The organism is Bacillus sp. SN32, from assembly GCF_002837495.1.
GTDB classification, from domain to species: domain Bacteria; phylum Bacillota; class Bacilli; order Bacillales; family Bacillaceae; genus Bacillus; species Bacillus subtilis.
In genome coordinates this window covers 166,438-184,412 of the sequence record NZ_PJCT01000001.1, presented here as the reverse complement: position 1 = coordinate 184,412, position 17,975 = coordinate 166,438, and the positions used below count along the sequence as shown (strand labels likewise).

Genomic DNA, 17,975 nt, shown 5'->3' with positions numbered 1-17,975 from the left:
TACCCGTTCAGGGTATATGTACATATCACCTCAGCTAAAAACACACTCCCCTGTTTTTTTCAAATGCAGCCGGGAAACATAAAACCATAAACTGTCATACAGGGGGAATCAACCATGGAGCAATATTCTGAAGCTTGTATTGAGGCTTGCAGCGATTGTATGAAGGCTTGCAATCATTGTTTTACTAAATGCTTGGAAGAAAGCATGCAGCATCATCTCAGCGGATGCATCCGGCTTGACAGGGAATGCGCGGATATTTGCGCGCTGGCGGTCAAAGCCATGCAAACGGACAGCCCGTTTATGAAAGAAATTTGTGCACTTTGCGCCGATATTTGTGAAGCATGCGGCACTGAATGCGGAAAGCACGATCATGATCATTGCCAAGCATGTGCGAAAGCCTGCTTCACCTGTGCTGAACAATGCCGCAGCATGGCAGCGTAAAAAAGAGGGTTCAAAAAAGAACCCTCTTTTTATTTGGACAGCCATACGGAGTACAAATCAATCCATCCCTCTTCATCAAGCACCAGGCCTTTTACATTTTTACTTGATGTCACCTGGAGCACATTTTGATACAGCGGAATCGCATTCAGCTCCTGTATTATCTGCCGGTCAATGTCACGCAGGATGTCGATTCTCGAACAGCGGTCAGGCATGGAAAACATCTGCTCTGTCATTCCTGAGCATATCTGTGTCAGCTTTTCAGATAGATGCTGATACAAGAAACTGTTCTCCGACAGCAGCAAATGCAGAAAACCAAACTCGCTGTCTTGATAAAACGTCGCACTGTCATGAATGATATCCGCCATCTGCACGATTTCCGGCCGTCGCAGATCAGCAGAATCACAGAATTGAAGTGTAAGCCCGATACCGTGCTGGGCGCAAATATTTTGAATCCATTCGGCGTCCTCACGATGATCCGTTTCCGAAAAGGTATAAAGCACGATTGTTTCGCCCTCGTATCCGCTTTTCTTCAACAATTCAGATGGCGAAACGCCCTCCCACTCAAAAGGACTCGGATGCAAAAAGGACGTAACCGGGATTCTTCGGTGCCCTCCCGCTTCACGAACGAGCCGTTCAGAGGAAATCAGCAGCCGGAGCGCTTTTCTAAAGCTTCGGTGCTGAAGAGGCCCCTTCTTTTTCAGATTAAGCGACAAATACTGAACATGCCGCTCATCAAAGACAGTTTGCTGCTCAGGACTTGTTTGTTTTTCTTGAATGGTAAAACCGTTCATCTCTCCGGCTTGCTCAGAAAACACAAACTCAACGCGATCCAAATAGGGGCGTCCCTTGAAGTAGCGCTCATTGGCTTCAAGCACAAGCATCCCGCTGTGTTGCTGATTCACCTGAAAAGGCCCTGTTCCATTTTTCCCGCCGCCCTGTTCTGCCGGAAGTATGGACAGCCGTTCATCACAAAGAGCATACGGCAAAAGCGCATTCGGCTTATCGAGTATGAGCTCCACACAATAAGGGCCCTTTTCTAAGACTTGTTTCACTCCGTGCAGAAGCCATTTATACGGGTTGTCACCCAGTTCCAAAAAGCGCTGAAACGTAAACGCAACGTCCCGCGATGTCAGCGGCTGTCCATTATGAAATGACACACCTTTTCGAAGAAAAAATCTCCATTGTTTTTTTCCGACCTCTTCCCATCCATGAACCAAATGAGGCTTCGGCTCCTGTATATCCGAATCAAACGTCAAGAGTGTATCAAATATCTGTTTGACGAAATGGCCCTCAGACCGCAAAAATATTTGGCATGGATCCAAACTGCTGACAGATTCAGGCGCGATGAACAGCCGCAGAACATCCTTCGTCCCATTCTCGCCCGTCTCCGTCACAAATCCGAACACCTCTGAAAGCCACATGTTATATTCGTTTTGAAGCCCCGGAAATGCGGACTGATACTGCTGAAGCAGCTCCTTTGCCTTTTTAAGCTTTCCTGACATGGTATATTCCTTGGCAGTTTGAAGAAGCAATTCCTCAGGCCTCCGAAGAAACGCGATTTTAGATTTACGGCCGCGCCCCGCCCCGCTTTCCCGGATAATCCAATTGCTGTTCTCCAGCTTATGTAAAATGAGCTTTGCATTTCTTTCTGTACAAAATAAACAGTTAGCAATCTCAGTGAGCGTCATTTCGTTCATTTGCCCATACTCGGCGCAGCCTGTTTTTACAAGCGCCACGTAGTGCTCTATTAGCTTCAATCCCCGCACCTCCCGACAAAAGGGGAACTTTTATCTCTTCTTTTCTTCACTTTTTGGGCCGCCGCCCCTTCTATACACTACTACTATATCAAACAGCGAAAGGCGGCGATCACATGTTGACCAGTTTTCACTCTATAAAATCGAGATATACCGCTCCCGTTCGGCTCCGCTTTTTCGGCGAATTGCTGACAAGCCTGACAGGTGCAATGATGGGACCTTTTATGGTGCTGTATCTGCATGAACAATTAAACGGCAGTATCATGATGCCAATGCTGATCATCAGCCTTCAGCCATTTGCTGATATTTTCCTGACGCTCGCTGCAGGACGGGTGACGGACCGGCTTGGGCGGCGCACAGCGATTTTGACCGCATTGCTTCTTCAATCAGCGGCAATGACAGGGTTTGTATTTGCTGAGCATGCGTATGTTTTCGCTATTCTCTATGTCATGAATGGCATCGGAAGGTCGTTGTACATTCCTGCTTCCCGCGCCCAAATCGCTGAAAGCACGCCGGAAAGCAGACGTTCGGAAGTGTTTGCGGTCATCAATGCGATCTATTCGGCGGGTCTGACGGCAGGACCGCTAGTGGGGCTGCTTCTGTACAATTATAACCCCGTGTGGATATTCGCATTAGATGCTGCAGCATTGTTTATCTACTTTCTGATCGCTGCACTGAAACTGCCTGAGACAAAGCCGCTACACCCAGCTGTTACCCCGAAAATGTCCGCGAGCTTTACGATATACAGGCCTGTCCTGCTTCTTTTGCTGCTCTCTCTCCCCATCAGCATGTTATATGCACAAACAGAAACAACATACAGACTGTTCAGCAAAAACATGTTTTCTGATTATCTGTCCATGCTGACCATCTATTCAGCAGCAAAAGCTTTATTCAGCTGTGTTCTCCAAGTACCTCTTGTCAAAGGGACCGAAAAGCTTTCAATGAAAACGATCCTCTTCATTACTTATATTTGCTACACCCTTGCGGCTGCCGGTTTTGCATGCTCAACCTCCCTGACAATGCTTTTAGTGACGGCAGCGGTGATGACGGTTGGCGAAAGCATCGGGCTAACCCACATCCAGACCTTCATATCGAAATTGGCGCCGCCTCATTTGCTGGGCCGGTTTTATGCTGTCTATGGTCTGCATTGGGATATATCCCGCTCAATCGGACCGCTGGCAGGCGGGCTGATCCTGACATCATTTGGCGGAGAAGTGATTTTTTACGCTCTTGCTGTATGTCTGCTGACAGCGGGTTTATCTCTAACTTACACAATAGAGAAGCTCGAACACAAGGTCATAAGAAAAGTGAATCGCTTATAGAAAATAATTCATAATTTCTTTATCAACAAAAATATACTATAGTAATAAATACATTCACTACGTGAACAATTGGAGTGTTACGTGAAAAAGGAAGAAGGGTTTTACATTGAAGAAAGACGAAAATCTCCTTAAAGATCTATGGTTTATCGCAATCAGTGCAGCCGGGGGGTTTATTCTTTCATTAACCGGAATATCAATTGGATGGATGATCGGAACACTGATTGTCGCCTGCTGCCTCGCCATGATACGGCCGGCATGGCTGATGATGGCACCAGACCAAAAAGGAATTAACCGACGATGGCTCGCCCTCGGGCAGATGATCCTCGGCATCGAATTGGGCCAAAAGCTGAATTTATCCGTTCTCTCTGTTCTCAAAGACCATTGGTTTTCAGTCGGCGTTATGCTGATATTGTCTATCCTGCTGGCCATGCTGTCAGGATATGTGCTTTGGCGTTTCAGCAAAACGGATATGATGACTAGCTTTGTCGGCACCGCTCCCGGCGGGCTTTCCGCCATGCCGAGCATCGCACAGGAAGTAGGCGCCAATACCGCTATAGTCAGCCTCGTTCAAATGATGCGTGTGCTGCTCGTGGTGCTTTCCATTCCGTTTTTAGTCATTCTGATCTATACAAAACAAGATCGTACCGCAAGTGCCGCAGCAGAGACGATTTCTTCTGCAACGACAGATTTTAGGCTCGCTCCCGTTTTGTGGACCGTCATTCTTATTCTCGCTGCCTGGGGAGCTTGCAAAGCTGCGAAATTTTTAAAATTTCCAGCTCCATGGCTGCTCGGCAGCATGCTCGGTGTAGCAATTGTACATGTTGGCGGAGCTGCGGTGACAGGGCACGACATGACGGCATGGTGGCCGTCACAAGCTAACCATGTATCACAAGTATTTCTCGGGGCAACGATCGGCTCTAAGATGTATAAAAGCATGTTTGCCGGCGTCACCCGTATTATCATCGTCGGGTTTGTCTCGTCCGTCGGTTTAATCGCAGCAATGTTTTTGAGCGCCGTGATCGTTTCCGAGCTGACAGGAATTTCGCTCATCACTTCTGTTCTGGCATTTGCGCCCGGCGGGATTGCAGAGATGGCGACGACGTCTGTTACCTTACATGCTGATTCCACCTTTGTCGTTGCGGTTCAGGTCATTCGCGTCATTCTGGTTATTGCCCTGCTGCCGCCGTTTTATCGCCTGCTTCACCATCTTCATGGTGAAAAAAAAGACAAAAAGAGCTCGATCAGCGGCAGTAATGCCTAGTTGAAAAAAGGGTTCAAGAACTTTTAATTCGCAAACCATCGAGATGGGGAAATATAAGTGGATATTTCGTTGTTAATGGATCAGATTTGAAGTGAGTGCTGCCAGAGGGTGAAATGAAAGAAATAATTGACGACTTACTATTGAAAAAGAGGTTAAAATGAATAACCTCTTTTTCTTATATAAAGATATAAAATGATAAAGGGAAATCTATCGTTACGTTGATTCTCTTATAATAAGCTTTGTTGGCAGTTTAATAATTCTTCTGTTTAAAGAGGCATTACCCGAAATGGACTCGATGATTTTCAACACAGCCTGTTGGCCTAATTCTATTACGGGAATATCAATTGTTGTTATGGTCGGAGTAACGACTTGGCAAATCAATTGGTTGTCAAAACCAATTACAGCTAAGTCTTCTGGAACTTTAAAGCCATTTTTCATTGCCTGTTTAATAATCCCTGCGGCGACTTGATCATTTCCTGTAAATATTGCTGAGGGTCTGTCCTTTAGATCCTTTATCTTATGAAAAACACGAAAGCCATCCTCGATATTAAACATTTCGCCGAATATCCATTCGCTTCTATGATGTAAATTGTAATCTTGTAAAGCTTTCAAATAACCCTCTTTCCTCTGACATTGAGCTTCGCTATATGGAGTATCAAAACAAAACCCAATTTTTTTATGCCCTCTTTCAATTAAATGTACTACCCCCATGTATGTAGCTTCAAATTCATCATACCCAATTATCGTGATGTCCGCTGAGTGATGATATTCATTACATAATAAGATAGGACCATACTTTAAGAAAGGGGATATCTGATCCCATTCATTTTCTAAAGTTCCAAGAATAATACCATCCACTTCTTTATGTTTCAATAACTCTAATAATTCTAGCTCTGTCTGTTTGTCATAAAAGGTCTGAAATACAATTACCTTGTAATTCTTAAACAGTGCTTCATGAGAGACCCCTTTTATTAATTGAGCAAAAAATGGATGGTCGATACTCGGAACCGATAAAGCTATCGTTTGTGTCTTATTTCTCCTAAAATTCCGAGCTAAATAATTGGGAGTGTAGTCAAGTTCGTTAATAGCCTTTAAGATCATATCTCTTTTTTCTTTCGACACATAAGGATGATTATTCAATACTCTTGACACTGTGGTTTTAGACACATTGCATAATTTTGCTATTTCATCAATTGTAGGCATATTTTCCCTTCCTTAAAAAAGTTGTTGACATGTTACCGATTTCAGAAATTAGGATAAATTTGTAATAAATTTTTAGATTATAAAATCATTGGAGGTACTGTTCATGCAAAAACAGGTTAAGATTTCAGGTAAAAGCAAAGAAAACGTGTCACTATTAAAACACTTAAAAGGTGACGTACAAGGAAAAGAACTTGTTATTGAAGACAGTATTGTAAACGAGCGGTGGAAACAAGTATTAAAAGAAAAGATAGATATTGAACATGATCTTTTCAACTATCAAAAAAATCGTGAAATCAGTAAAGTCCCTTTTTTGCCTGTAGACAGATTAATAACCAATGATGAAGTGGAAGATATCTTAAATACATTAACTGAAGTTTTGCCAACTGGAAAATTTACGAGTGGTCCCTATTTAGAGCAATTCGAAAAAGTTTTATCTACATATTTACATAAAAGGTATGTAATTGCAACCAGCAGTGGAACCGATGCTATTATGATAGGTTTATTGGCTTTAGGGTTAAACCCAGGGGATGAAGTTATCATGCCGGCTAATAGCTTTTCAGCTACTGAAAATGCTGTGTTAGCTTTAGGAGGCGTTCCTATCTATGTAGATATTAACCCGCAAACATTCTGCATCGATCCTGACAAAATTGAAGAAGCAATAACTCCTTATACAAAGTTTATTCTACCTGTGCATTTATACGGAAAACATTCAGACATGCAGCATATCCGTCAAATCGCAAATCGTCATAAATTGAAAGTAATTGAAGATGCCTGCCAAGGAATTGGACTGACAGACTTAGGAAAGTATGCAGACATCACTACATTAAGTTTTAATCCCTATAAGAATTTTGGTGTATGTGGCAAGGCTGGAGCAATAGCAACTGATAATGAAGAACTCGCTAAAAAATGCATTCAATTTAGTTATCATGGTTTTGAAGTAAATGTGAAAAACAAGAAAGTCATCAATTTTGGATTTAATTCAAAAATGGACAATTTACAGGCAGCAATTGGTTTAGAGAGAATGAAGTACCTTTCATTAAACAACTTCAAAAGACTGTTCTTGGCGGATAGATACATTACCCAATTAGCAGAGTTGCAGAATAAAGGCTATATTGAATTACCAGAATTAAGTGAAGATCATGTATGGCATCTGTTTCCTATTAAGGTAAGAACAGAAGATAGGGCAGATATCATGACTAAATTAAATGAAGATTTTGGTGTTCAAACAGATGTATATTATCCAATACTGTCTCATATGCAAAAAACTCCTTTAGTACAGGACAAGTATGCAGGACTCCAATTGGTTCATACGGAAAAGGCTCATAGTCAGGTACTGCATTTGCCTTTATATCCGTCATTTACTTTAGAAGAACAAGACAGAGTAATGGAGGGACTGTTTCATGTTATTAAGCAAGAAATCGGAGTATAAAACGTTATCCACGGTTGAACATCCTCAGTATATTGTTTTTTGTGATTTTGATGAAACGTATTTTCCGCATACAATCGACGAACAAAAACAACAAGACATCTATGAACTCGAAGACTATCTAGTACAAAAAAGTAAAGATGGGGAGCTAATAATCGGATGGGTTACTGGAAGCAGTATAGAATCTATTCTCGATAAAATGGGACGAGGAAAATTTAGATATTTTCCGCATTTTATAGCTAGTGATCTTGGAACTGAAATTACGTACTTTTCTGAGCATAACTTCGGACAGCAAGATAATAAGTGGAACAGTCGCATAAATGAAGGGTTTAGTAAAGAAAAGGTTGAAAAACTTGTGAAACAGCTACATGAAAATCATAACATTCTTTTGAATCCTCAAACTCAATTAGGAAAGTCACGGTATAAGCATAACTTCTACTATAAGGAACAAGATGAAATAAACGACAAGAAAAACCTATTAGCAATTGAAAAAATCTGCGAGGAATACGGCGTTTCAGTAAATATAAATCGGTGTAATCCCTTAGCAGGCGATCCAGAAGACAGCTATGATGTAGATTTTATCCCCACAGGGACAGGAAAGAATGAAATTGTAACGTTTATGTTAGAGAAATACAACCTAAATACCGAAAGAGCTATCGCATTTGGGGATAGTGGAAATGATGTTCGTATGTTACAGACAGTAGGGAATGGATATCTGCTAAAAAATGCAACACAGGAAGCAAAAAACTTGCACCACCTTATAACTGATAGTGAGTACTCAAAAGGAATTACTAATACCTTAAAAAAATTAATTGGATCATGAGGAGGAAATAAAAATGAAGAAGATCGGCATCATAGGTGCAGGTGGTATTGCAAGAGCGCATGCAACTGCTTTATCTACAATAAAAAATGCAGAGTTGGTAGGGGTATATGACATAAATCAACAAAATGCAGAAAGCTTTGTGAAAACTTTCGGCGGGAAGTCATTTGAAAACGTAGATGAACTAATTGATGCCTCAGAAGGTTTAATTGTAGCATCACCAAACTTTTGCCATAAAGAACATGCTTTGCAAGCATTAGCAAAACATAAGCATGTATTATGTGAAAAGCCTATGGCTATTTCTCTTGAAGAAGCAAGCATAATGAAAGATACTGCTGAAAGGTTGAGCGTAAGAGCCAGTATGGGATTTAATTATAGATATTTATCTTACGTAAATATCTTAAAAAGCTTAATTATCAATAATGAACTAGGTAACATACTGTCCATAAAAGTACACTTCAAGAAAAATAGTGCACTTAGACGTAAGAAGTTTACTTGGAGAGATGACGCTAACAGTAAGAAGACGAGTGGATCATTGGGGGATCTGGGTATTCACCTTATTGACATGGTATGGTATTTGTTCGAGAGTGATTTCATCACAGAATCAGTAAGGGCAAAGATGAACACAAATGTAAAAACAAAAGAGGATAAACAGGTACTTGTAGATGACTATGCAGAAATTTATGGCCAGCTGAAGAACAAGGTATTTGTAAATATCATCACATCAAAGTGTTCTGTACCTGAAGACTGTGGTTTTAGCATTGAGGTAGTTGGACACAAAAAAGAGTTTAAATACCACACAGGTAATCCTCACGTTTACAAGCTCATAGATGGCTTGAACGTGGTAGACTGCCCAGTACCGCAAAGCCTATTAAACGATCCGCCAAACGAGTTTTATGGATGGGCTGATTCTTTTAGAAGCGAGTTAATCAATTGGATTGCATCAACTCAGAATGATTGGGTTGAGATCCCTTCTTTTAGTGATGGTTTTAGATCTCAGGAAGTATTAGAAATGTTCTTTGAGAAAGACAGCAACTCTCAACCAATGTCTGTTTCAGCAGTCAACTAGTATTTCAAAGAGAGAAGTTACTAAAAAAGCAGGAATTTATTTTCCTGCTTTTTCATATAGGGGTGTAATGAATGTTAAGAGGGACATATTTATTTGGATATGCTTTCTTTTTTACAGTAGGTATTATCCATATATCAACAGGGAGTTTGACACCATTTCTATTAGAGGCTTTTAACAAGACAACAGATGATATTTCGGTCATAATCTTTTTTCAGTTTACCGGATTTCTAAGCGGAGTATTAATCGCACCGTTAATGATTAAGAAATACAGTCATTTTAGGACACTTACTTTAGCTTTGACAATAATGCTTGCAGCGTTAAGCATCTTTTTTCTAACTAAGGATTGGTATTATATTATTGTAATGGCTTTTCTCTTAGGATATGGAGCAGGCACATTAGAAACGACAGTTGGTTCATTTGTTATTGCTAATTTCGAAAGTAATGCAGAAAAAATGAGTAAGCTGGAAGTTCTCTTTGGATTAGGCGCTTTATCTTTCCCATTATTAATTAATTCCTTCATAGATATCAATAACTGGTTTTTACCGTATTACTGTATATTCACCTTTTTATTCGTCCTATTCGTAGGGTGGTTAATTTTCTTGTCCAAGAACCGAAAGTACGCTAAGAATGCTAACCAACAAGTGACCTTTCCAGATGGAGGAGCATTTCAATACTTTATAGGAGATAGAAAAAAGTCAAAGCAATTAGGCTTTTTTGTATTTTTTGCTTTCCTATATGCTGGAATTGAAACAAATTTTGCCAACTTTTTACCTTCAATCATGATAAACCAAGACAATGAACAAATTAGTCTTATAAGTGTCTCCTTTTTCTGGGTAGGGATCATCATAGGAAGAATATTGATTGGTTTAGTAAGCAGAAGGCTTGATTTTTCCAAATACCTCCTTTTTAGTTGTAGTTGTTTAATTGTTTTGTTGATTGCCTTCTCTTATATAAGTAACCCAATACTTCAATTGGGTGGTACATTTTTGATTGGCCTAAGTATAGCGGGGATATTTCCCATTGCTTTAACACTAGCATCAATCATTATTCAGAAATACGTTGACGAAGTTACAAGTTTATTTATTGCCTCGGCAAGTTTCGGAGGAGCGATCATCTCTTTCTTAATTGGATGGAGTTTAAACCAGGATACGATCTTATTAACCATGGGAATATTTACAACTATGGCGGTCATTCTAGTAGGTATTTCTGTAAAGATTAGGAGAACTAAAACAGAAGACCCTATTTCACTTGAAAACAAAGCATCAAAAACACAATAGAAAACGTATAAAATAAAGATACTAATAGACATATCGTATAAGCAGTGCAAATTCCTGAACATCTTGAATTTCATTCTTCAAGAGGAAATCTGATTTACGTTACAGCCTTGAAAAAGATAGAAACAAAGCGAAAAACACGCACCGCAGTGCGTGTTTTTTATTTAAAAATGCTCGGAAGACCCCCTTCAATTTCTTCTGACGACGGATACCACTTTGTCACCAGATCCCGAAACAGCCGTTCCGCAAAAAGAATCTCTTCCTCGGTATAGCGGTCAAAAAATGACAGAAAACGCTGTTCAGCCTTCTGATGATAATATTTGTGCAAACTGTGCAGCTTTTTTCCAGCAGGCGTCAATCGGAAGTAGACCTCCTTTTTATTATCGCTGAGCTGTGTTCTGTGAAGGAAGCCTGCGCCGAGCAATTTTGTGCTGATGCGTGATACAGTCGCTTTTGTCGTATTCATTTTTTCTGCTATCGACGTGACATTAATTGGTTCATTGTCCCCGACACAGGATAGAACATGAATTTCTGTCATCGTCAATTGAGATTTACTCCCGTGCTCTACATCCAGCTTCCTCAATTCGTCAGATAAAAAGGCTTTAATAAGCCCCTCCCATTTCTCCTGCTGATGTATGAGCTCCGCATACAATTCAAAAAGATTGCGTTTCGTATGATCTGTGTTCATCGAGTCTTCCATCCTTTTTCATTCGATTGTTTCTTCTATCATACCGTTTTGTTACAGATGAAACAATCGAATTGAATTATATTCGGCTGGTGACGGAAAACCAGCGGCTGATCCCTTTTTGAATCACCTCGGCACAATCGGGCGCTGATGCATCCACCGCCCAGGCTACATGTCCATCGGGACGAACCAATATGGTATGCACATCCCGCAACTTTTCATTCGGTTCTGCAAGCGAGGCGGTTACCGTACGTAAGCCTTTCACTTCGATATGCTCATCAGCTTCCTGCCTCAATGACAGCAAAACGAATGACCCGTTTTGGAGAAAGCTGTACAGCCATTCCGAACTGCCGTCGGAAAGAATCAGCTTCATGTCAGGGAGCCGTGCCCCGTTCAAACGATTCGGCGGCATGGTACGATCAGCTTCATATCTGACATCGAGTGCAGAAATTTGCCCTGCTACATATCGATTCACATCAGGGAAGGCCAGCAGCTCCGACATCATGCTTCGCAAATGGAGGCCTGCTTGAGTGAAATCGATCAGCTTTGTCTGTGCCTCCGTGTTTCTCAGGAGCCCTTCAGCTGCCGGATGCCGCTCGTCATGGTAGCTGTCCAAAAGCCATGAAGGCGCAGAGCCTTTGATGGCCGCCGCCAGTTTCCACCCGAGGTTCATTGCATCCTGAAGGCCGACATTCAGTCCTTGTCCGCCCGCCGGAAAATGAATATGCGCGGCATCACCCGCAAGAAAGATTCTGCCGTCCCGATACCGTTTCGCTTGACGCGCGGCGTTCCCGAACCGCGACATCCACGAAGGGTCGCTTAAACCAAAGTCAGTTCCGCAAATTCGCAGGAGATCAGCTTTCAGCTCTTCCTCAGTCACAGGCACATCTTTCGGCATTTGTGTGCGATAAGGACTGATCACAACGACACGGTATCGGTCTGGAGATAACGGAACAATCATAACACCGCCCTCTTTTGTGCAAAGGGACAGCACGCCTGACGGCGGCGGAGAAAGGAGCGCCACATCCCCAAGCGCAGCGGTGACAGTGCTGTCTGTTCCCGGAAACTCAATTTTTGCCTGTTTCCGGACGGTACTCCCGGCGCCATCTGCCCCAACGGCAAACTTGCTTGTGATCGTCCGTACACTGCCATCCCGATCCTTAAAAATCGTTTGGACCGCTTCCCCGTTTTGCGTAACCGCCAGCGCCTCTGCACCCCGAAACACCTCTGTTCCCAGGCTTCGTGCATGATCTTCAAGCAGCTTTTCTGTTTTTGACTGCGGGAGCAAAAGCGTGTAAGGACAGCTCGTATCCAAGCCTGAAAAATCCAGACGGGTATCCAGCATTGAAAAATGTCCGGAAGGTATCTTGCTTCCCTTGGATACAAACCGCTCTAAAATCCCTCTCATCTCAAGGAGCTCCAGCGTTCGGGGATGCAGCGTCAACGCCTTGGAATGCGGAACAGGTTTTTCAAGCCGTTCAATCACACATGTTCCCACTCCGGCCATCGCAAGCTCAGAAGCCAGCATAAATCCAACCGGTCCTCCTCCTATAATCACTGCTTCGTATTTCATCATCACTCATCACTCCTTTTGTTTCATACAAAACGAACAAAACCCAATAAAAATGGACTTTCAATCAAAAAAGTATATAATTTTTGTTACGCGCGTAACAATTTTGATTATAGCTCCTTACAAATTTTTTTTCAACACATTTTTCCAAACGGCATACAAAAAGACGCCTCTTCAGTTAGCGTCTTTTTATTCGGCATCAGAAATCACACCGACAATATTTTTTTCTCTTATTGGACCAAAGTGCCGGCTGTCGAAGCTGTATATGCGATTATCTCCAACGACAAAATATTTTCCTTTCGGCACCTTGCTTGTTCCCGTCACATCTTTCAAAGAAAAATCACCCGTTACATGGCTGCCGGCAGAAACAGATTTCAAATGCTTCAAAAATGGCTCAGCAACCTGCTTTCCGTTCACATACAGCTGATCATCTTTATATTTGATCGTTTCACCGGGCAAGCCGATTACCCGTTTAATCAGCACTTTATGATCAGGGCCTTTAAAAAGGACGATGTCAAAACGATGGATGGTTTTAAATCGATGCGAAAATTTATTGACCAACAATTCGTTTCCTTCCTGGAAGGTCGGGTTCATACTGACGCCTTCTACCTTGTAATCAATAAAGACAGCATTTTTAACCTGAATGGCGAGAACAACGGACACTACACCGGCAAGAAACCAAAACCGTTTTTTCATGTTACTGTCTCCCTCCATCATGCTCACGCTGACTGGCTCTTACATGCAGATACCGCTCCACCTTTTTGCCGACATACCATAAGACAGTGATCACCAATACGGCGATGACCGTTCGAATCGGCTGTGTAATCAGCGCGTGCAGATCATATCCGATGAAGCTGATCATAAAAATCATGACAAGCTTCCCCGAGGCTGCCGCCAAAATAAACGGCCGCGTTCCGATCCTTGACAAACCGGCAACAACATTCACCGCGGCTGACGGTGTAAATGGAAAACAAAGCAGAAGAAACATGGGACCGAAGCCGTGTCTTTCCACCCATAACATCAGCTTTCTGACAGACGGATGACTGCGGATAAATCCAAGCAATTTTCTCTGTCCGTATTGACGGACAATCAAAAAGACGAGAATGGAACCAGCAGTTGATCCCGCCCAGGACAGGATGAATCCTTCCCACAAGCCAAACGAGTTCGTATTCGCCACCACAAACACGATCAGCGGCAAAAACGGGAGAAATGCTTCAATTAAAGGCAGCAGCACAGCAATGAGAGGACCGAAAGCCCTATAGCTTTGAAATAATTCAGTTAAATGTTCTTGTGTCAAATAGGATAAAAAATGCTCCAACATTTATACTCCTTACCGGGTTTGTCTATCCTTATTCTACACATTATCAGCAGAAAACTAAAAAGTTTTGGTGATTTTTTCTGTCTTGAAACATTTCACCAGCCGATATAGAATACAAATAGAACAAACGTTCCCTTAGAAAGAAGGAGTCAACATGCCAAATCTGCAGGAGGAAATATACGATTTAATTGAACGGGCTCTCTTTTTGCCCATGGCCATTACGATTTTTAACCGTGATCTCGCCGGAATTGAAGAAAGCACATTAAAATTGAAGCATCCTTATAAACAGCTTATCAGCGAATCATTAAAAATAGCACAAAAGGATTTGATGGAGGTCAGAAAAGAATTGAGGAAAAGAAAAATTGCAATCCGCGAGACGGAACGCGATGAAGCTTTTACGCTCTATACATTTGTCATCGACGGTTATGAAGAAAACCACCGCTATTTTAATCCGCGAATCCGTGAGCAGGTCAGCGAATTATTAACATACTATCTATTTGCCCCAAACAGACTCTGAGCCTTTTGAATCATACTGCCCGTTCCCTCTTCGGGCGATTCAGAGCATTAATTTCAGACAATTCACACTATACAAACAAAATAAATTTATTTATAATTCGAACCACAGCCTTTCACGCCAAAAAATGACATGTTCTGCCATATCTGCGACATCATTTTCATTACGCTTGGGCTTGTACACCCCAATCCTAAATAGAAGGAGGATTCTATGAAACTGATTCACGTTCTTGCCGCTTTGCCCTTTATCGGAATCTTACTCGGCATCCCTTTTGCAAATAAGGTGACCCCCTATGTGCTCGGCATGCCGTTTATTCTTGCCTATATTGTGATGTGGGCTCTTTTGACCTCTGCGCTGATGGCGATTGTGTATGTCCTCGACAAGGAAAATAAAAAGGAGGAAGCAGAATGAACACAGCTCTCATCATCATTTTCGGTGTCCTGCTCTTGAGTATTTTTCTCGGTATACGCGCCCAAAAAGGAAAAGACATGAACCTGGAGCAGTGGACGGTCGGAGGGCGCGGCTTCGGAACTGTTTTCGTCTTCCTTTTGATGGCAGGCGAAATTTATACTACTTTTACGTTTCTCGGCGGCAGCGGCTGGGCCTACGGAAAAGGCGGTCCAGCCTTTTATATCATCGCCTACGGATGTCTGGCCTACATCCTTTCTTACTGGCTTCTTCCGGCAGTTTGGACGTACGCGAAACAGCATAAACTGATGTCGCAGTCTGATTTTTTCACAAAAAAATACAACAGTCCGCTGCTTGGCATTCTCGTTTCACTAGTCGGCATCGCCGCACTCATTCCCTATCTTGTGCTGCAGCTGAAAGGCCTCGGGCTGATTGTATCGGAAACCTCGTACGGCAAAATCACCCCGACCGCCGCCATCTGGATCGGCGCTATTTCCATCACGGTTTATGTTATGGTTTCCGGCATTCACGGGTCTGCCTGGATATCGGTTGTGAAGGACATCATGATTCTGGTTGTCGTTCTGTTTTTAGGTGTGTATTTGCCAATTCATTACTACGGTGGATTTCAAGACATGTTTCAGCAGATTGAAACGGCAAAGCCTGGCTTTCTTACGCTCCCCGAATCGGGACAAAGTGCGGCATGGTTCAGTTCAACCGTACTCTTGACAGCACTTGGTTTTTACATGTGGCCTCACACGTTTTCCGCTTCGTATTCAGCCGAAAACCCAAAAGTCTTTCGCAAAAACGCCATCATCATGCCTTTGTACCAGCTGGTCCTGCTCTTCGTCCTTTTCGTCGGCTTTGCGGCTATCCTGCAAGTTCCAGATCTGAAAGGCGCAGACGGGGATCTATCGCTTTTGAGACTGTCCCTGCAAGCATTTGACCCTTGGTTTGTCGGAATTATCGGTGCTGCCGGACTGCTGACAGCACTTGTGCCAGGGTCTATGATCTTAATGTCCGCCTCCACACTGTTTGCAAAAAATGTGTACAAGGTAATCGCGCCCCGCACGACAGAACAGCAGGTATCGGCTCTTGCTAAGTTTTTAGTGCCGGTGATTGCGCTGATTTCGGTTTATTTTACCTTCAAAGGCGGGAATACCATCGTTACGCTGCTTTTGATGGGCTACAGCCTTGTCACACAGCTATTCCCCGCCCTTTTGTTCAGCCTGCTCAAGCATAATATGGTGACAAAACAGGGGGCCTTCGCTGGCATTATTGCAGGTGTTGGAGCAGTTACTTATATTACAATGACTGAAACGACGATCGGCACTTTATTTCCGGCTCTGCCGCAAGCCGCAAAAGACTTGAATGTAGGCATCGTCGCCCTGCTTTTGAATATCACGGTCATGATGGCAGTCAGCCTTATGACAAGGAAGGCGAAAAGCGCTGCGGCCGATCAGGCGGCCTAAGCAATAGAAAAAGCAATCTGGTCATCAGATTGCTTTTTCTTGTTTAACGTTCACAGGCGATAAGATCTTTATCGCGGTCTTTCTTTTTATTGGCATCATAAAGCGCCTTAGAGACGTAAGGCTTGTACTTCGTTTTTCCGCCTTTGTTTTTCACCTTCGATGTGCGGGCCACCCCGCCTTTGTATACTTTGTTTAGCTCCTTGCAGTTCTTATAGACCTTCACCTTTGTTTTGGCTTCCGCCACATGGTCAGCTCCGTATGAAAAACCGAAAACGAGACCGAGTGACAGCAAAACCGCCGCCGCTTTTTTCATGACGATTCACTCCCCAATACCCAATATTTAGTTGATTTATAGCTCGAATTTATCATAATTCATATAGTCTTATTTGACAAGATAAATATGGAAGAAGGGTTTGTTTTTTCTTGTTTTCTTTGGTCCTTCAGTGTTCAAACTGCCAAAACATGTTTTTCTCCTTATGCTCAGGGGTACACATACGAATGTACACCAAACAGAAAAGGAGCGTTGCTGATGTCTGATTCAAATCTTACGAATCCTATAAAAGCATTTTTTCATGATGAATTTCCCGAACAATATCAAGAACCGCCAGGACTGCAAAAGAACATGAAGCCTGTCCCTGATTGCGGAGAAAAAAGCTACAAAGGATCAGGTAAACTAACGGGTCGAAAAGCGCTTGTCACGGGCGGCGATTCCGGTATCGGCCGCGCTGCCGCGATTGCTTACGCCAGAGAAGGTGCCGATGTGGCCATTAACTACTTGCCCGAGGAACAGCCAGATGCTGAAGAGGTAAAAGAGCTGATTGAAGCAGAAGGCCGAAAAGCAGTGCTGATCCCCGGAGATTTGAGCGACGAATCCTTTTGCCAAGATCTAGTCAAACAGTCGCATCACGAACTCGGCGGACTTGATGTGCTAGCGCTCGTTGCAGGCAAACAGCAAGCGGTCGAAAACATCGAAGATCTGCCTACTGAACAAATCTATAAAACATTTGAAGTGAACGTCTTTTCCCTTTACTGGGTTGTAAAAGCAGCGCTTCCGTATTTGCCGGAGGGAGCTTCAATTATCACAACTACCTCAGTTGAAGGCTATAATCCAAGCCCAATGCTGTTAGATTACGCAGCAACGAAAAACGCCATTATCGGCTTTACCGTCGGACTGGGAAAACAACTTGCTTCCAAAGGCATCAGAGTAAATTCAGTTGCGCCCGGACCAATTTGGACACCGCTGCAAATTTCCGGCGGACAGCCGACGGAAAACATCCCGAAATTCGGACAAGGCACGCCGCCAGCTCCATTAAATCGCGCTGGACAGCCAGTGGAATTGGCCGATGTTTATGTATTTCTAGCTTCAGAGAATTCAAGCTATGTGACATCTCAGGTATATGGAATCACCGGAGGAATTCCGACGGCATAGGTTTATGAAAGG

Annotated in this window: 18 protein-coding genes; 11 read left to right on the top strand and 7 right to left on the bottom strand. The window is 42.9% G+C overall.

What is annotated here, in order from left to right; translation table 11 throughout:
- Nucleotides 1-114 precede the first annotated feature (114 nt).
- Nucleotides 115-441: a four-helix bundle copper-binding protein gene (locus tag CW370_RS01040; protein WP_101169446.1), complete on the top strand. Its 327-nt coding sequence runs from the start codon at nucleotides 115-117 to the stop codon at nucleotides 439-441.
- Nucleotides 442-470: 29 nt separating this feature from the next.
- On the opposite strand, the gene CW370_RS01035 is transcribed toward CW370_RS01040, so the two are convergent.
- Nucleotides 471-2,198 (bottom strand): SgrR family transcriptional regulator, encoded by a 1,728-nt coding sequence (locus tag CW370_RS01035; RefSeq protein ID WP_101169445.1) that lies wholly within the window; start codon nucleotides 2,196-2,198, stop codon nucleotides 471-473.
- A gap of 113 nt (nucleotides 2,199-2,311) precedes the next feature.
- Here CW370_RS01035 and CW370_RS01030 point away from each other — a divergent pair, with 113 nt between their 5' ends.
- Both CW370_RS01030 and CW370_RS01025 read left to right on the top strand, forming a co-directional pair.
- Nucleotides 2,312-3,517, top strand: coding sequence for an MDR family MFS transporter (locus tag CW370_RS01030; RefSeq protein WP_029945987.1), 1,206 nt, complete (start codon nucleotides 2,312-2,314; stop codon nucleotides 3,515-3,517).
- A gap of 106 nt (nucleotides 3,518-3,623) precedes the next feature.
- Nucleotides 3,624-4,778, top strand: a complete 1,155-nt coding sequence (locus CW370_RS01025; RefSeq protein WP_015383286.1) for an AbrB family transcriptional regulator — start codon at nucleotides 3,624-3,626, stop codon at nucleotides 4,776-4,778.
- Between the two features lie 213 nt (nucleotides 4,779-4,991).
- Here the strand turns inward: CW370_RS01025 and ntdR are convergent, their stop codons facing one another.
- A complete protein-coding gene (gene ntdR, locus CW370_RS01020; RefSeq protein WP_086343669.1) occupies nucleotides 4,992-5,981 on the bottom strand; it encodes an NTD biosynthesis operon transcriptional regulator NtdR in 990 nt (329 codons plus the stop codon).
- Between the two features lie 103 nt (nucleotides 5,982-6,084).
- Between ntdR and ntdA the strand changes: the two genes are divergently transcribed.
- The 4 genes from ntdA (at nucleotide 6,085) to glcP (ending at nucleotide 10,573) form a co-directional block, all read left to right on the top strand.
- Entirely contained in the window at nucleotides 6,085-7,410 is a 1,326-nt protein-coding gene (gene ntdA, locus CW370_RS01015) for a 3-dehydro-glucose-6-phosphate--glutamate transaminase (RefSeq protein ID WP_101169444.1), read from the top strand.
- A complete protein-coding gene (gene ntdB, locus CW370_RS01010; RefSeq protein WP_101169443.1) occupies nucleotides 7,382-8,230 on the top strand; it encodes a kanosamine-6-phosphate phosphatase in 849 nt (282 codons plus the stop codon). Before ntdA ends, ntdB begins: the two co-directional genes overlap by 29 nt.
- 13 nt (nucleotides 8,231-8,243) lie before the next feature.
- A complete protein-coding gene (gene ntdC / locus CW370_RS01005; protein ID WP_024572384.1) occupies nucleotides 8,244-9,296 on the top strand; it encodes a glucose-6-phosphate 3-dehydrogenase NdtC in 1,053 nt (350 codons plus the stop codon).
- Nucleotides 9,297-9,367: 71 nt separating this feature from the next.
- Nucleotides 9,368-10,573 (top strand): glucose/mannose transporter GlcP, encoded by a 1,206-nt coding sequence (glcP, locus tag CW370_RS01000; RefSeq protein ID WP_101169442.1) that lies wholly within the window; start codon nucleotides 9,368-9,370, stop codon nucleotides 10,571-10,573.
- A 157-nt stretch (nucleotides 10,574-10,730) separates the two neighbouring features.
- On the opposite strand, the gene CW370_RS00995 is transcribed toward glcP, so the two are convergent.
- From CW370_RS00995 to CW370_RS00980, 4 genes are all read right to left on the bottom strand, one after another.
- Entirely contained in the window at nucleotides 10,731-11,258 is a 528-nt protein-coding gene (locus CW370_RS00995) for a MarR family transcriptional regulator (RefSeq protein WP_003245853.1), read from the bottom strand.
- 76 nt (nucleotides 11,259-11,334) lie between these two features.
- On the bottom strand, nucleotides 11,335-12,834 hold the full coding sequence (locus tag CW370_RS00990) for a monooxygenase (protein ID WP_080263029.1): 1,500 nt from the start codon (nucleotides 12,832-12,834) through the stop codon (nucleotides 11,335-11,337).
- A gap of 180 nt (nucleotides 12,835-13,014) precedes the next feature.
- A complete protein-coding gene (gene lepB / locus CW370_RS00985; protein WP_003233128.1) occupies nucleotides 13,015-13,521 on the bottom strand; it encodes a signal peptidase I in 507 nt (168 codons plus the stop codon).
- Nucleotide 13,522: 1 nt separating this feature from the next.
- Nucleotides 13,523-14,146, bottom strand: coding sequence for a TVP38/TMEM64 family protein (locus CW370_RS00980; RefSeq protein WP_010886465.1), 624 nt, complete (start codon nucleotides 14,144-14,146; stop codon nucleotides 13,523-13,525).
- Nucleotides 14,147-14,297: 151 nt separating this feature from the next.
- On the opposite strand from CW370_RS00980, the gene CW370_RS00975 reads away from it, so the two are divergent.
- The 3 genes from CW370_RS00975 to CW370_RS00965 all read left to right on the top strand — a co-directional run bounded on the left by CW370_RS00975 (nucleotide 14,298) and on the right by CW370_RS00965 (nucleotide 16,534).
- Nucleotides 14,298-14,660: a hypothetical protein gene (locus CW370_RS00975; RefSeq protein WP_024571727.1), complete on the top strand. Its 363-nt coding sequence runs from the start codon at nucleotides 14,298-14,300 to the stop codon at nucleotides 14,658-14,660.
- A gap of 207 nt (nucleotides 14,661-14,867) precedes the next feature.
- Complete coding sequence (locus CW370_RS00970; protein ID WP_024571728.1) at nucleotides 14,868-15,068, top strand: DUF3311 domain-containing protein; 201 nt, start codon at nucleotides 14,868-14,870, stop codon at nucleotides 15,066-15,068.
- Nucleotides 15,065-16,534: a sodium:solute symporter family protein gene (locus tag CW370_RS00965; protein ID WP_024571729.1), complete on the top strand. Its 1,470-nt coding sequence runs from the start codon at nucleotides 15,065-15,067 to the stop codon at nucleotides 16,532-16,534. The genes CW370_RS00970 and CW370_RS00965 overlap by 4 nt, the downstream gene beginning before the upstream one ends.
- Before the next feature lie 43 nt (nucleotides 16,535-16,577).
- Here the strand turns inward: CW370_RS00965 and CW370_RS00960 are convergent, their stop codons facing one another.
- The gene (locus CW370_RS00960; RefSeq protein ID WP_024571730.1) at nucleotides 16,578-16,847 is read right to left on the bottom strand and encodes an excalibur calcium-binding domain-containing protein; all 270 of its coding nucleotides are present in this window, start codon (nucleotides 16,845-16,847) and stop codon (nucleotides 16,578-16,580) included.
- A 216-nt stretch (nucleotides 16,848-17,063) separates the two neighbouring features.
- On the opposite strand from CW370_RS00960, the gene CW370_RS00955 reads away from it, so the two are divergent.
- Nucleotides 17,064-17,963 (top strand): SDR family oxidoreductase, encoded by a 900-nt coding sequence (locus CW370_RS00955; protein ID WP_003245421.1) that lies wholly within the window; start codon nucleotides 17,064-17,066, stop codon nucleotides 17,961-17,963.
- Nucleotides 17,964-17,975: the final 12 nt, after the last annotated feature.

What these genes read in the sequence shown, in the direction of transcription:
- lepB (WP_003233128.1), bottom strand. Translation starts at nt 13,521, where the DNA reads ATGAAAAAACGGTTTTGGTTTCTTGCCGGTGTAGTGTCCGTTGTTCTC.
- CW370_RS00995 (WP_003245853.1), bottom strand. Translation starts at nt 11,258, where the DNA reads ATGAACACAGATCATACGAAACGCAATCTTTTTGAATTGTATGCGGAG.
- CW370_RS00975 (WP_024571727.1), top strand. Translation starts at nt 14,298, where the DNA reads ATGCCAAATCTGCAGGAGGAAATATACGATTTAATTGAACGGGCTCTC.
- ntdC (WP_024572384.1), top strand. Translation starts at nt 8,244, where the DNA reads ATGAAGAAGATCGGCATCATAGGTGCAGGTGGTATTGCAAGAGCGCAT.
- ntdB (WP_101169443.1), top strand. Translation starts at nt 7,382, where the DNA reads ATGTTATTAAGCAAGAAATCGGAGTATAAAACGTTATCCACGGTTGAA.
- CW370_RS00965 (WP_024571729.1), top strand. Translation starts at nt 15,065, where the DNA reads ATGAACACAGCTCTCATCATCATTTTCGGTGTCCTGCTCTTGAGTATT.
- ntdR (WP_086343669.1), bottom strand. Translation starts at nt 5,981, where the DNA reads ATGCCTACAATTGATGAAATAGCAAAATTATGCAATGTGTCTAAAACC.
- CW370_RS01030 (WP_029945987.1), top strand. Translation starts at nt 2,312, where the DNA reads ATGTTGACCAGTTTTCACTCTATAAAATCGAGATATACCGCTCCCGTT.
- CW370_RS01040 (WP_101169446.1), top strand. Translation starts at nt 115, where the DNA reads ATGGAGCAATATTCTGAAGCTTGTATTGAGGCTTGCAGCGATTGTATG.
- CW370_RS00955 (WP_003245421.1), top strand. Translation starts at nt 17,064, where the DNA reads ATGTCTGATTCAAATCTTACGAATCCTATAAAAGCATTTTTTCATGAT.
- CW370_RS00970 (WP_024571728.1), top strand. Translation starts at nt 14,868, where the DNA reads ATGAAACTGATTCACGTTCTTGCCGCTTTGCCCTTTATCGGAATCTTA.
- CW370_RS00980 (WP_010886465.1), bottom strand. Translation starts at nt 14,146, where the DNA reads ATGTTGGAGCATTTTTTATCCTATTTGACACAAGAACATTTAACTGAA.
- glcP (WP_101169442.1), top strand. Translation starts at nt 9,368, where the DNA reads ATGTTAAGAGGGACATATTTATTTGGATATGCTTTCTTTTTTACAGTA.
- ntdA (WP_101169444.1), top strand. Translation starts at nt 6,085, where the DNA reads ATGCAAAAACAGGTTAAGATTTCAGGTAAAAGCAAAGAAAACGTGTCA.
- CW370_RS00960 (WP_024571730.1), bottom strand. Translation starts at nt 16,847, where the DNA reads ATGAAAAAAGCGGCGGCGGTTTTGCTGTCACTCGGTCTCGTTTTCGGT.